The sequence below is a fragment of the Bacteroidota bacterium genome (assembly GCA_016699695.1).
Classification (GTDB): Bacteria; Bacteroidota; Bacteroidia; order Bacteroidales; family UBA10428; genus UBA10428.
Map to the genome: position 1 here is coordinate 791,665 of CP065006.1, position 13,762 is coordinate 805,426.

A 13,762-nucleotide genomic window follows, 5' to 3' on the forward strand; every position below is an offset into this window, starting at 1 on the left:
AATTATGAGTAAAGATACTGGACAAAAACGCGTTGCTATTATGGTAGGCGCCGGTTATATTCCCGGAATAAATGCCGTAGTTGCAGGTGCTTCGCTTGCTGCCGGCAAATTGGGATGGGAGTTGGTAGGCATACGCGATGGGTTTGAAGGCATCCTTCATCCCGAAAAGTACCCCGACAGCGGACTATTTGATATCGATCCACGGGTATTGAATTTAGATCCGAACACAAGCAGCGTACTTGGCCAGTCAGCCAGGATTGATCCGTTTAATGTCCGCACCATCAATGACCTGGAAATGGTTGAGGAAGTGGACATGTCGGATGAGTTGCTTAAAAAAATAAAAGCTGCAAAGATCGATGCAGTGATTTCAATTGTTGGCGGAAGGGGACTGACCATTCTTTACCAACTACACAAAAAAGGGTTAAACACCATTTGTGTCCCCCGTTCCATCGAAAACGAAATTGCTTCCACTTCGGTGTCATTCGGGTTTAATACCGCACTAACATTTACAATTGATATGCTCGACCGGGCCCGTTTAGCGGCAAGGGCTGCCCATAAAATTGCTGTTGTTGAAGTTCAGGGCGAAGAAGCCGGCTGGATTGCTTTACAGGCCGGTATTGCTGTTGCTGCAGATGCAGTGCTGATTCCTGAAATTCCGGTGGATTTAGCACAGGTTGCAACACACCTGAAGAACAAAATGGAAAATAAAAAATCATGGGGTTTGGTTGTTGTGGCGCAAGGTGCAAGAATTATCAATAAGCCTAAAAATACAGAACCCGTTTCCTCACTTAAAGCTTCTTTATCGCCTCTGGCAACAAGCGATTCCAATAGTGAATTTGTAATCCATAAGTCAGGGCAGGCTGCACAGGCTGTGGCTGAAGGTTTGCAACTAAGGATAGCCGAAGAAACTTTTCCAATGGTAATTGGCCCCTGGGTAAGAGGTGGTTCGCCATCTGCTGTCGACCGCCAATTGGGCATAGCATACGGTGCAAGCGCTATTCAGGCACTCGAAACCGGAAATAATGGCGTAATGGTATCGTTTGTTCCGCCCGAAGTTAAGTTTATTCCGCTAGCTGAGGCTATTAATAAAGTAAGGACAATACCTGCTGAAAGTATGTTTTTTAAGGTAGCCGATTCATTGGGTATTTACGTTGGAAATAAGGAGGCATGATCATGGCAAATCAAACAAATAATATATTGGATATAACAGGCAGGGTGTTGAATATCCAGCGGTATTGCAGCCACGATGGCCCCGGCACGCGCACAAATGTTTTCATAAAAGGTTGTTCCCTGCGATGCAAATGGTGCGGAAATCCCGAAAGTATCAGGCTGAAACCCGAAGTTTCGTACGATCCTAAAAAATGTAAAGGCAAGGAATGCAGCATTTGCCTGAAAGCACCCTTCCCCGAAGGTGGTTTTTATTTTGTGGAAGGAGACGACACAAAGGTGAAAGTGAACTGGCAGTTAGCTGCAAGCGTTACCGAAGAAATTGCAGCCCTATGCCCAACAGGTGCCCTGGAGATGTATGGCAAGATAATGACAGTTGGCGAAGTAATGGACATCGTGGAAAAAGATGCATCAATGTATCGAAATACAGGTGGAGGTATGACCATCAGTGGTGGCGAAGTGATGTTGCAACCCGACTTTGCTGCAGCTTTATTGCAGGAAGCTCACAACAGGGGCATCAACACAGCCATAGAAACTGCATGCAATGCACCCTGGGCGAATCTTGAAAAAGTATTGCCCCATGTTGATACCATGTTGCATGATATTAAACTCATGGATTCTGAAAGGCATAAAAAATGGACAGGGGTTGGAAACGAACGGATTTTGGCAAACTTCAAAAAAGCTTACGAAACATTTCCTGATATTGATTTTATTGCCCGTACACCACTTATTCCGGGAGTTAATTGCGACGATGAACATATCCTGGGCGTTCTGGAATTCATTAAACCACATAAAAACGTAATTGATTATGAGCTTTTGCCTTATCATCGTTTTGGACTTGGCAAATATGAGTCGCTGGGTGTAGTGTACGAACTCGACGATTACAAAACCCCATCGGACGATGTGCTTAAACGCTTTCAGGCCATGATTGACAAGGCATTTGGACGTGAGGCTCAAGAGAAATAGTAATTAGAAAGTAGCAAAATAAATGACGCTGATATAACAATGAAGAATTCAAATTATCGTGCAATAGTCATCGAAAATAATTGCTTTGGAAGTGGCGATTGTATAAAAATTTGCAAGGTAAATGCCATTGTAGAAGGACCAAAACGGATTCCGATGATGTGTGGTGCTGTTGAATTACTTCCGGGGAAAGCCTTTATAAATTCCGAAATCTGTAATGGTTGCGGTGAATGCATTTCGGTGTGTCCGAACCAGGCACTGGAATTGGTGGCAGTTTAATTTTATAAAAGATTATTAAAAAACAATCTATGAGTGCACAAGATATTTTTGGAATTGTAGCCATTCTTTACTGTGTGGCAAACCTGGGGTCAATGGGTCTCGAACTCAACCTTACAGAAACCATGAACGCATTACGCAGCGCACGGCTGGTAATCTTAACCCTGGTTTGGAGCTGGATTATCGGTCCTTTTCTGGCGATTCTAATTATAAAAGTATTGCCTTTGTCGGAGGCACACGGAGCTGGTCTGCTTCTTTTTAGCCTGGCACCTACAGCTCCCATGTTACCAATTTTAATCCGAAAGGCAAAAGCCGATATGGATATTTCAGCCGCCATGATGCCGTTGGCAGTGGTGGGTACCGTAATCCTGATGCCTCTTTTGGCACCGGTATTAATTCCGGGTATATCAGTTAGTAGCTCAGCGTTAGCCAAACAACTTATTCTAACAGTACTTTTACCATTGGTGGCCGGTGTACTGATGATGGTTTATGCAAAAAAGGCCGGAACTGCTGTTTTTCCATTTGTAAAAAAAATGGCCAGCCTTACCACCTTGCTTTTATTGGGTTTTACCATATTCATGTATTGGCGTGAACTCCTCCATGCACTCGGTAGCTTTGCTGTGGCTGCACAGGTTTTGTTTGTGGTGATAATTGCCTTTGGAGCTTATTTGTTGGGCTTTGGTATGAATCAGGCACAACGCAGTTCGCTTTCTCTAGGTGTTTGTTCACGCAATGGGGGCGCCATGTTTGTGGCTTTCGCAGCTTTTCCGGTTCAGGACCCAAATGTGCTGGTGATGATTTTGCTGGCTGTTCCTGTTCCGGTTATTGTGTGGTTGATTTTGGCCCGATGGTTTGCATCCCGAGCTGATAAGGCTTTGGTAACAGGGTAATTTGAAAATGAAGAAAATGAAGAAAATTAGTATTGCTTACATCTTTTTGCTAAGTATTATAACTGTTACCCCACTGCGGGCACAGGATGGACAAAAACCGGCAGCAGATGATGCCGCCGAAATTGCCAAAAAACTGGCAAATCCGATCGGGGCGCTTATCAGTGTGCCTTTTCAAAATAACATGGATGTGGGCATTGGCGAAACCAATGGCTCAAAAAACACGCTGAATTTTCAACCTATTGTGCCCTTCAGCCTGAATGAGAAGTTTAGTTTGATTACACGCTATATTGTACCCATTATTGCACAATACGACGTTACCGGCGAAGGCACTCAGCAAAGCGGATTGTCGGATGCACTGGTCAGTGGATGGTTATCCAACGCCGTTGTAAAAAATGGATTTGTATGGGGTGTTGGAGGGGCTTTTTTACTGCCTACAGCTACCGACGACTATCTGGGAACCAGCAAATTCGGATTGGGGCCAACGGCAATTGTCCTTCAGCAAAAAAATGGCTTTACTTATGGTATTTTAATGAACCAGGTTTGGTCGGTTGCAGGCGATGAAGATCGGCCTGATGTCAACCAGATGTACCTGCAACCCGTTCTTTCCTATAACTGGAAAAGCGGAACTGTACTGACGTTGAATTCGGAAACAACCGTTTTCTGGGCAACCAACAATGCCAATGCATTCATCAATATCATGGCAGGAGGGCTGTTAAAGTTTGGGAAACAACTCATGCAGTTTCAGATTGGCCCCCGCATTCATGTGGCTGCCCCCGAAGACGCAAAATCTGCATTTGGTGTTAGGTCAGCCATAATTTTTGTTTTTCCGAAGAAATAAAGGAAAAAAATATAAGTTGAAGAATTTCTCAGCTACAAAATAATTTATATGAAAAAGAGGTGGTGGTGAACAGCCATACATTTTAAATTGAATGAATGACGTAAATTACTTTAAAAATGAATCTGGAAGAAATCAACAAAATAGTAGTATTTATTTTTACGGTATCGAATCTGGCAGCATTGGGTTTGGAAATGAAACCCGCAGATGCTGTTAAAACGCTTAAAAATCCTGTCTTTATAATACTCACTGTTGTTTGGGGATGGGTAATCGGCCCCTTACTGGGGTTAGTTATTGTCAAGTTGTTACCCTTATCGGCTTCACATGCTGCCGGATTAATTCTTATCAGCCTTGCTCCCATGACCCCGGCTTACCCTGTGATGGTTGGCAAAGCACGGGGTGATATGTCGGCTGCTGGCGCATTTACGATTATCGCCATGTTTGGTACGGTACTATTTCTGCCGTTAATGGTTCCGTGGCTGATAAAAGGTATGTCTGTGAGTATTGTTGCGCTTGCTAAACCGCTTTTGATTTTTATACTCCTGCCCCTTTTAATCGGATTATCAATCAGAATTTATGCTGCTCACTTTGCTGATAAAATACTTCCTTTTATTAAGAAAACAGGAGGTTTGTTTTTATTGTTGTGTGCTGCATTAACCACCTGGATTTATTGGCCTGAAATGCTTGCCACGCTTGGGAGTTTTGCCATTGGTGCCTTGTTGCTGTTTCTGATAATTCTTACAGTGCTGTCCTATAAGTTTGGTTTTGGACTGAACCAGGGACAAAGAACCGCCATGTCGTTGGGTATGTGTACCCGCAATATCTCGGCTGCTTTTGTTGCGTACTTCGGCATCACCAATCCCGACCCAGGTGTATTGGTTATTATTGTTCTGCTGATACCAATAACTATAATTGTTGGATTCGCTGCCGCTGGTGTATTTGCAAGACAGGTAGCAGCAGGTTAAATACGGATTAAAATAATTAACTGATGAGATTTCCAAATATTTCAGGAAAATTAAACGGTAAAGCAATAATCGAACCCATAGGGGTGATTGAAGAACGCAAAAAAGCTGGCCTGCACCCTTCAAATCCTGTTCCTGCAGGAGCAATTATTTGTTATGATTCTGCTTTGTGGAAATGGGTAAGTACACTACCTGACCGCACTGAATGCGATGGCTGGCTAAAGGGGGCGTATTTATTGAAGCAAAATAATTCTCAAATTCTTGCCATAAAAGCAGCCGGATTTGGAGCACCAACCGCTGTTATTACGCTTGAAGAGCTGATTGCTTATGGAATCAAAAAATTTGTCAATCTGGGCACGGCGGGTGGATTGCAGAAAATCATGAACGTTGGCGATATTGTGGTTTGCGAACAAGCCATTCGCGACGAAGGCACTTCGCATCATTATTTGCCTGCCGAAAAATACGCCCATGCCAGCGAAATTTTAACTGCTGAATTATGCAGATCCATTGAAAAGAAAGGTATCGCATTTAAAAAAGGTACAAGTTGGACAACCGATGCAGTTTACCGTGAAACCATTGAAGAATTGCATCAATACCGCGATGAAGGAGTGTTAACGGTAGAGATGGAGGCAGCAGCGATTTTTGCAGTAGGTACTTATCGTAAAGTAAGCGTAACGTCAGTTTTTGCAATCAGTGATTTGTTAACTGAGGCAGGATGGAACCAGGGATATCATAGCAAAGAAAAACTAGATGGCCTGAAACAGATTTTCGAAGCTGCAATGGAGGTGCTTGCCGAGTAAAATAGCCTTTAATTTTTTTTGAAATTATTTGAGCTATTGCAAAATGAAGGAATAAACAATATTGAACTATTTAAACGTATTTATTTTTGCCTTAATATCAAAATTGGACTTCATTCGGGCATATTGGGTAGTCTGTACAATCCCAGTTTTGACAATTAAAACGATAGGATTATTAACTTAAAATGAAAACACTGGTTTGAAGTATAACATGAATTAAAAATACAGGGTCAGATGCAAAATATTGAAGGCAAGTATTTTACCCATATATGGGGAGTTATAATAGGACAGGATTGACTTGTTAAAGTTAACTATATGATTAATATTAAATTCAAATATAACTTTGAAAAATTTAACTGATGCACTATGTTTAAAAAACATACAATAATTGGTGCTTTTAGCTTAATACTCGGCTTAAGCAGCATGGCGCAATCGAGTTTTACTGAGCCAACTGATAAAAAATGGCACTACCTAACCGATGTGTACCTAATGTTTGTGAATATCGATGGGGAAACCGGACTCGACAATACCCTTACCATTCCCATTGATGCCAATCCGGGCGATATCTTTAGCAACCTCAAAATTGGGGGGATGCTTTATTTTGAGGCCAATACCAACAAATGGGCCATTACCTCCGATTTGGTTTTTATGAACCTTAAGAGTGAGGTTACTCCCGGAACCTTGCTGCATTCGGGCACCTTAAAAACCAACCAATTTATTTGGGAAACCGAAGGTATGTACCGTGTTTTACCCTTTCTCGAATTTGGAATTGGAGGGCGGTTAAACAACCTAGCGGTTGGAGCCGATGTAAGGCGCAACGCTTTTCCGGCGGGCACTTATGAATACAGCAACGAACGATCGGCACTTTGGTTCGACCCCATTGTAGCTACCCGTATTGCCCACAACTTTGGGCAAAAGTGGTTTGCCCAGTTCAGGGCCGATATTGGCGGTTTTGGACTTGGTTCCGACCTTACCTGGCAATTACAGGGCTATGCCGGCTATCACTTTACCCATGTGTTCCAAATTACAGCCGGTTACAGGTTGCTATCCATTGATTATGACAGAACTACCGCCAACGATGAGTTTTTGTTCGATGTAAACGAGTTTGGTCCGGTAATACGATTTGGATTTAATTTTTAACTGACCTAATATTTAAAAGTAAAAAGTTTTGAGGGACAACTATTCGTTATCTATTTTTTTCATGCTTTTAATGCTTACAGGAACACTTACTTCTGGAAAGGCACAAAATTCATCTGTTGAATTTTGGCCAGAAACTGATATTTGGTATAGGCTCAGCTCATCCTGGAGGCTATCGGCATTTGTTCCTGTAACTAAATATAACGAGAGTCAGTTCCGAGATTTAAACATTTACCTGCAGGCCGACTACGCCTGGGGTAAAACAAGGTATATATTTTATACCCGCAGGGTAGATGAAAACAGAACAACCACGATGAAAGCATGGCTACTGCGGGGCGGTTTTATGGAAGGATGGAGCCTGGGTGAAAATGCAGGAAATTATAGAGAAGACATGGCATTTGCCGAAATACATAAACGTATACCACTACTCGGAAATTTTCTCCTTTCTCAACGCATACGCACCGACTTGCGATGGGTTGGCGAAGATGCGGTTTATTCCTATCGAATAAGGTATCGAGTAATGGCAGAAAAAGAGTTTGCTGGCGAAAATAGTTCTTTTGTCCCTTATATTAACATAGAACCATTCTGGGATTCGCGCTACTCGAAAGTAAGTCGGGTAAGAGTAATCGGAGGTTCCACTGCTTCCTGGGGGCCAAAACTTGCACTTGAAGCTAACCTCACTTATCAATACGATGAGTATTATACAACTACTCATCTTTATGCCATGAATATTATCCTCCATATATTCTTTGAAACAACTAAAGTAAAAATTAGCGATGCAATTTAAACCCAAATTAACCAACTTAAGGTCAAGATTGGACCGATCATATCATGAACATATACCTCAATTTTCTTGATATGATAGATGAAAAGCACTTGTTTTATTTCGTAAATTCAATTGTGGCATCTGAAAAAAAACAGACAAAACAAATAACAGAACCAGATTGCAGCAAAAGCTAACAACAATATAAACTAATGAATAAAATGGATAGAAAATACCACGAAAATTCAATCTTTGACACTTCGATACGTATGCTTTTGCTGCTTATCATCATTACATGGTGTCTGTTAATTCTCTTCCCCTTTACGAATACTATGCTTTGGGGTTTAATTTTGGCCATTGCCTTATTTCCAATGCATCGGTCGCTTACGGAAAAACTGAAAGGAAATCGAAAAAAAGCTTCTACCTTAATCATTTTAATTTGTCTTGCCATAATTATCATACCCAGCCTGTTGTTTATTGATTCCATAATAGAAGGAATTAAGGAGCTGAAGTTAAGTTACCAGGCCGGAACCCTTAGCATCCCTCCACCATCGGAGAAAGTAAAATCCTGGCCGATAATCGGTGAGAGACTTTATTTTGCATGGCAATCAGGCTCAAGCAACCTGGAACAATTCGTAATCGACCATAAGGAAAAACTTGCAAAAATTGGAAGCAAAATAGCACAAGGTTTATTAGGTGTTACATCGGGAGCTCTACAAATGGTTGGAGCTGTGATAATCGCAGGAATTATTTTAGCCTATAGCCAATCCGGTGAATCGATTCGAAAATTTTTCAGAAAAGCTTCAGGGAGCAGAGGCGATGAGTTTGCCGATATAGTAAAAGTTACAGTTGGCAATGTAGTGAGAGGTGTTTTAGGTGTTGCTCTTATTCAGTCCTTCTTATTCGGAATCGGATTACTGTTGGCGGGTGTCCCATTTGTCGGACTATGGACACTGCTAGTATTGGTTTTTTCTATCCTACAGTTACCGCCCACATTGATAGCTGTGGGGATGGTCATCTTTTTGTTCTCTGAGAAAGAAACCATGCCAGCCTTAATCTGGTCGATATACCTCATCCTGGCTGGTGCTTCAGACAATTTCCTGAAGCCCTTGTTGCTCGGGAAAGGAGCTCCTGTGCCCATGCTAATTATTTTTCTTGGTGTTGTTGGCGGCTTTATGCTCTCAGGTTTTATAGGGCTGTTTTCCGGGGCCATTGTAATGTCTATTGGATATAAACTTTTTTCTTCCTGGTTAAACTCACCAGAAACTGAAACAAACAATAAAAAGGAAATTTAAGATATCATTCACAATCAGATTTCAAACCTAAAAAATAAAACTAAAACAAATATGAAAGTAGTAATTGTTGGTGGAGTAGCTGGTGGTGCCTCGTGTGCAGCACGCCTCCGTAGATTGGATGAAAAAGCTGAAATACTAATGGTAGAACGTGGCCCGTTTGTATCCTATGCCAATTGCGGATTACCTTATCACGTAGGTGGTTCGATTGAACAGGAATCGAGTCTGCTGGTTGCAACCGAACAAATGTTTCGCACCACATTCAATATCGATTGCAGACCAAACAACGAGGTGATCGATATCTCATCTAAAGAAAAAACTGTTACGCTCAAAAACCATGTTACCGGGGAAACAACTACTGAAAAGTACGACAAACTAGTACTTTCTCCCGGAGCAGCTCCTATACGCCCACCACTTCCAGGCATCGATCTGCCGGGCATATTCTCGGTAAGAACAGTTGGCGACGCAAAAAATATACGGCTCTGGCTCGACAGAGACAGTGTAAAAAACAGCATGAACGAATACAGTGGCCCGAATAATCTTTCCAAATCGAAAAAAGCAATAGTAATCGGGGGTGGATTTATCGGGCTTGAAATGGTTGAAAACCTTATAGAAAGAGGTCTTGAAGTAACACTTATCGAAAAACTTGACCAAGTAATGCCACCCCTTGACCCCGAAATGGCGCTTATCGTTAAACGCTATATGGAAAAACATGGTGTAAAGGTAGAAGTGGGAGATGGAGTTGCCGGATTTCGCAAATCTACTGATGGAATGCTCGATGTTCTTACTGAAAAAGGAAAAGCACACGAAGCCGATATTGTAATAATGGCAATTGGCGTTAAACCCGAAACACAACTGGCAAAAATGGCAGGTATTGAATTGGGTGAACGGGGTGGAATAAAAGTGAACGAACAAATGATTACTTCAAATCCGGATATATTCGCAGTGGGCGATGCCGTTGAAGTGAAAGATTTTATTACCGGTCAGTGGTCATTGATTCCTCTTGCAGGCCCGGCAAACCGACAAGGCCGTATTGCTGCCGATGTAATTGCAGGCCGTAAATCAACATTCCGTGGTACTCAGGGCACTTCTATCTGTAAACTTTTCGATGCAGCCATTGCTCAGACAGGTGTAAGTGAAAAAACGCTTAAACGGATTGGCGACAAAGATTATGAGAAAATCTATATTTACCCAAATTCGCATGCAGGCTATTATCCGGGTGCCAAAATGCTGGTAATTAAATTCCTGTTCCGCAAATCGAACGGAAAGGTATTAGGCGCACAAGTACTCGGCGAAGATGGAGTTCCAAAACGCATCGACTCCTTTGCAATGGCAATTCAAATGGGCTGTACCATTTACGACTTGGAAGAATCTGAACTTTCCTATGCTCCACCATTTGGCAGTGCAAAAGATCCGGTAAATTTTGCCGGAATGGTTGCAGCAGATGTACTTAGAGGCGACATGCCGCTTGTTCATTGGGACTCGATAGGCGACAAGTACCTGATCGACGTGAGAAACCCACAGGAACTAGAGGTAGAAACGGTACCCGGTGCTGTTAATATTCCCTTACCCCAATTGCGCTCCCGATTAAGCGAAATTCCACGCGATCGTGAAATCGCCGTATTTTGCAGGTCGGCTCAACGATCGTATTATGCCACAAGAATTCTATTACAAAACGGATTTAAAGTTTTTAATATTTCGGGAAGCATGATTGCCCGCTCTCATCGTGCAGTATAAAAAATAAATAATTATGAACGAAATAATTCAATTCTGTCAGTCTGTTTTCCAACCACTGGTATTTGTATTTACCATTTCGAACCTCTTAGTTATGGGGCTTCAGGTGAAAATGGGCAGTATTTATAAGATAGTTGCTAATCCTAAGTTTCCGGGTATGATGCTGGTATTAGGCTGGATAGTGGGCCCTGCAGTTGCCTTTCTTATTACCCTGATAATTCCCCTGGATAATGCTTATGTTATTGTATTGTACATTGGCAGTCTGGCTCCTTGCGCACCTTTTCTCCCTCCGCTTCTCCCAAAAGCGCATGGAGACGTTGCCTATGCAGGAGCCTTCATTCCGGCAGCCGCAATCGGCACAGCATTGCTATTGCCGTTACTTGCACCCCTGCTTGTCAGTGGAGTGGAATTAAGTATACTGTCACTCATGAAACCACTCTTTATTACAGTCCTTCTACCATTACTGATTGGAGCTATTCTCAAGACCTATGCCGAAAAAATAGCCGATAAAATCTTCCTTCCCATAAAGAAGCTGGCTGGATTGAGTACCTTGTTAACAATCATATTTTGCATACTACTCTATTACAAACAGATGTGGGCAACCGCCGGCAGCATGGCAATGCTTTCCCTGACCATTTTTACCTTTGCTATGGGACTAATCGCTTTTTATACCGGGTTTGGACTAAAACGGAGCGAGAAAGTTGTTATGTCGCTTGGAATGGGTACGCGGAATATAGCTGCAGTATTGATAGGAGTCCTTACTATTGCAGATGTAAAACCAAATATGGTGGCGATGGTAATAATATGGACTTTATGGACTATTATTCTTGCATATATTGTTGCACCCATAATGGGTAAGAAGGATACCAAAACAGTACCTGCAAAATAGAAAAAACATAATAAATACGATAAGTAACTTATAAATCATACAAGCTGAATATCAAGAAAAAATTAGATATGATGAAATCTCTAACCGGAATATTAAAATCGTTCTTGCCCATAATGGATTGGGGAGCAAAATACAACGGCAAAACATTCACAAACGACCTCATTGTTGCACTGATTGTAACCATGATGCTCATTCCGCAATCACTGGCTTATGCTTTGCTTGCCGGGCTTCCGCCTGAAATTGGGCTGTATGCTTCTATGGCGCCCCTGGTGTTGTATGCTATTTTTGGCACATCGCGTGCGCTGGCGGTAGGGCCTGTGGCTGTAGCGAGTTTAATGACCGCAGCAGCAGCCGGACAGCTTGCCTCTCAGGGTTCACCGGAATATATCGGGGCAGCTGTTGCTCTGGCTATGGTTTCGGGATTGCTCCTAATTGCTATGGGTTTTCTGAAACTTGGTTTCCTGTCAAATTTCCTAAGTCATCCGGTAATTGCCGGTTTTATTACTGCCTCCGGCATTCAGATAGCTGCGAGTCAGTTAGGGCCGGTATTAGGAATTCATCTCGAAGGAGAAACTTTTCTTGATATTGCCGTTTCCTTTTGGCACACCATCAGTAATATCCATCTCATAACTGCAGCAGTTGGTATTGGTTCGCTTGTGTTTCTATTCTGGGTAAGGAGTGGGCTCAAACCATTGCTGATTCGTTTTGGGATGAAAGCAAAAACTTCCGACATTTTAGTAAAAGTCGGTCCTGTTGTGGCTATTATTATAACAATAATTATTGTTGCTGGATTGGGTCTGGCAGATAAAGGGGTTAAAATAGTCGGAAAAGTTCCCGGTGGGTTACCAAAAATTACCATGCCACCCCTCGATTTTGGCCTCTGGGTAAAAATACTTGTACCTGCACTCTTGATTTCAATTGTTGGTTATGTCGAGTCGATATCGGTAGCCCTCACGCTTGCTGCAAAAAAACGCCAGCGTGTCGATCCCGATCAGGAATTGATTGCCCTTGGCGCTTCCAATATTGGTTCGGCAATTTCAGGAGGGTTTCCGGTAACAGGAGGTTTTGCACGCTCGGTGGTAAACTTCGATGCCGGAGCTGAAACGCCTGCTGCAGGGGCATTTACTGCAGTTGGAATTGCACTTACCACATTGTTTCTCACTCCGCTTTTGTTCTTTCTGCCCAATGCGACACTTGCTGCCACCATCATCGTTGCAGTGCTTTCGCTTGTGAACTTTAAAGCGCTGAAACATGCCTGGGTATTTTCTAAATCCGATTTTGCTGCTATGGCCGTAACTATTCTTATAACATTGATAGCTGGTATTGAACCCGGCTTAATTGCCGGTGTCGCCCTATCAATTGTACTCTATCTATATAGTTCATCAAGGCCCCATATTGCAATTGTAGGCCAGATACCGGGCACAACACATTTTCGTAATGTAAAACGGCATACTGTGGAAACCGATCCTGAAATTCTGTCGATACGGATAGATGAAAGTCTGTTTTTCCCCAATGCACGTTATATCGAGGATTTTATCAACAACGAGGTAGCAGCTAATCCGCAGGTAAAACACGTAATTCTTGAATGCCCTGCTGTAAATACAATCGATATTTCTGCACTCGAGAGCCTTGAAGCTATTAATGTACGATTGAAAGATGGCGGTATTACCTTTCATCTGTCAGAAGTGAAAGGGCCAATAATGGATCGCTTAAATCGTTCGCATTTTCCGCAAGTGCTTACCGGAAAAATATATCTTACTCATATGGATGCTGTGTCAGAAATAAAAACTGAATTAAAAACAATAAATAAATTCTAACCTAGCATGATACTGCTAACAACCAAGATATTACTGATTTTATCATCTGGCAATTCCGTTAGCGCTTTTTCAGATAGATAATAAAAGTTAATGAATATGCATTATTATACCAGAAAGATAGATAATGCTTGTATTAATATTAATGTTCAAGCATTTGTTCCTTTTTGCTAACAGGTTCTTTTTACTTCCTTAGTGGAAACAGCGCGGGGGTCTGCCCCTTTAGGGGAAAGAGGGGTGAGC

The 13,762-nt window shown here is 42.2% G+C and carries 13 protein-coding genes; all 13 read left to right on the forward strand.

All coding sequences use genetic code 11. The features are described 5' to 3' along the window. Nucleotides 1-4 precede the first annotated feature (4 nt). The 13 genes from IPM71_03280 to sulP all read left to right on the forward strand — a co-directional run bounded on the left by IPM71_03280 (nt 5) and on the right by sulP (nt 13,522). The gene (locus tag IPM71_03280) at nt 5-1,171 is read left to right on the forward strand and encodes a 6-phosphofructokinase (GenBank protein ID QQS51761.1); all 1,167 of its coding nucleotides are present in this window, start codon (nt 5-7) and stop codon (nt 1,169-1,171) included. A 2-nt stretch (nt 1,172-1,173) separates the two neighbouring features. Next, complete coding sequence (locus IPM71_03285) at nt 1,174-2,133, forward strand: glycyl-radical enzyme activating protein (protein QQS51762.1); 960 nt, start codon at nt 1,174-1,176, stop codon at nt 2,131-2,133. Nucleotides 2,134-2,172: 39 nt separating this feature from the next. After that, entirely contained in the window at nt 2,173-2,409 is a 237-nt protein-coding gene (locus IPM71_03290) for a 4Fe-4S binding protein (GenBank protein ID QQS51763.1), read from the forward strand. Between the two features lie 29 nt (nt 2,410-2,438). Further along, complete coding sequence (locus IPM71_03295) at nt 2,439-3,296, forward strand: hypothetical protein (GenBank protein QQS51764.1); 858 nt, start codon at nt 2,439-2,441, stop codon at nt 3,294-3,296. Nucleotides 3,297-3,312: 16 nt separating this feature from the next. After that, complete coding sequence (locus tag IPM71_03300) at nt 3,313-4,134, forward strand: hypothetical protein (protein QQS51765.1); 822 nt, start codon at nt 3,313-3,315, stop codon at nt 4,132-4,134. 116 nt (nt 4,135-4,250) lie between these two features. Then, nucleotides 4,251-5,096, forward strand: coding sequence for a bile acid:sodium symporter (locus tag IPM71_03305; GenBank protein ID QQS51766.1), 846 nt, complete (start codon nt 4,251-4,253; stop codon nt 5,094-5,096). A 23-nt stretch (nt 5,097-5,119) separates the two neighbouring features. Then, nucleotides 5,120-5,893, forward strand: a complete 774-nt coding sequence (locus IPM71_03310) for a nucleoside phosphorylase (GenBank protein QQS51767.1) — start codon at nt 5,120-5,122, stop codon at nt 5,891-5,893. Nucleotides 5,894-6,256: 363 nt separating this feature from the next. Further along, nucleotides 6,257-7,030, forward strand: coding sequence for a hypothetical protein (locus IPM71_03315; protein ID QQS51768.1), 774 nt, complete (start codon nt 6,257-6,259; stop codon nt 7,028-7,030). 61 nt (nt 7,031-7,091) lie between these two features. After that, nucleotides 7,092-7,814 (forward strand): hypothetical protein, encoded by a 723-nt coding sequence (locus IPM71_03320; protein QQS51769.1) that lies wholly within the window; start codon nt 7,092-7,094, stop codon nt 7,812-7,814. A 245-nt stretch (nt 7,815-8,059) separates the two neighbouring features. Then, nucleotides 8,060-9,085, forward strand: coding sequence for an AI-2E family transporter (locus tag IPM71_03325; protein QQS52774.1), 1,026 nt, complete (start codon nt 8,060-8,062; stop codon nt 9,083-9,085). 51 nt (nt 9,086-9,136) lie between these two features. Continuing rightward, nucleotides 9,137-10,819 (forward strand): FAD-dependent oxidoreductase, encoded by a 1,683-nt coding sequence (locus IPM71_03330; GenBank protein QQS51770.1) that lies wholly within the window; start codon nt 9,137-9,139, stop codon nt 10,817-10,819. A gap of 13 nt (nt 10,820-10,832) precedes the next feature. Beyond that, entirely contained in the window at nt 10,833-11,705 is an 873-nt protein-coding gene (locus tag IPM71_03335) for a hypothetical protein (protein QQS51771.1), read from the forward strand. A gap of 71 nt (nt 11,706-11,776) precedes the next feature. After that, a complete protein-coding gene (gene sulP, locus IPM71_03340) occupies nt 11,777-13,522 on the forward strand; it encodes a sulfate permease (protein QQS52775.1) in 1,746 nt (581 codons plus the stop codon). The last annotated feature ends 240 nt before the right edge of the window (nt 13,523-13,762 follow it).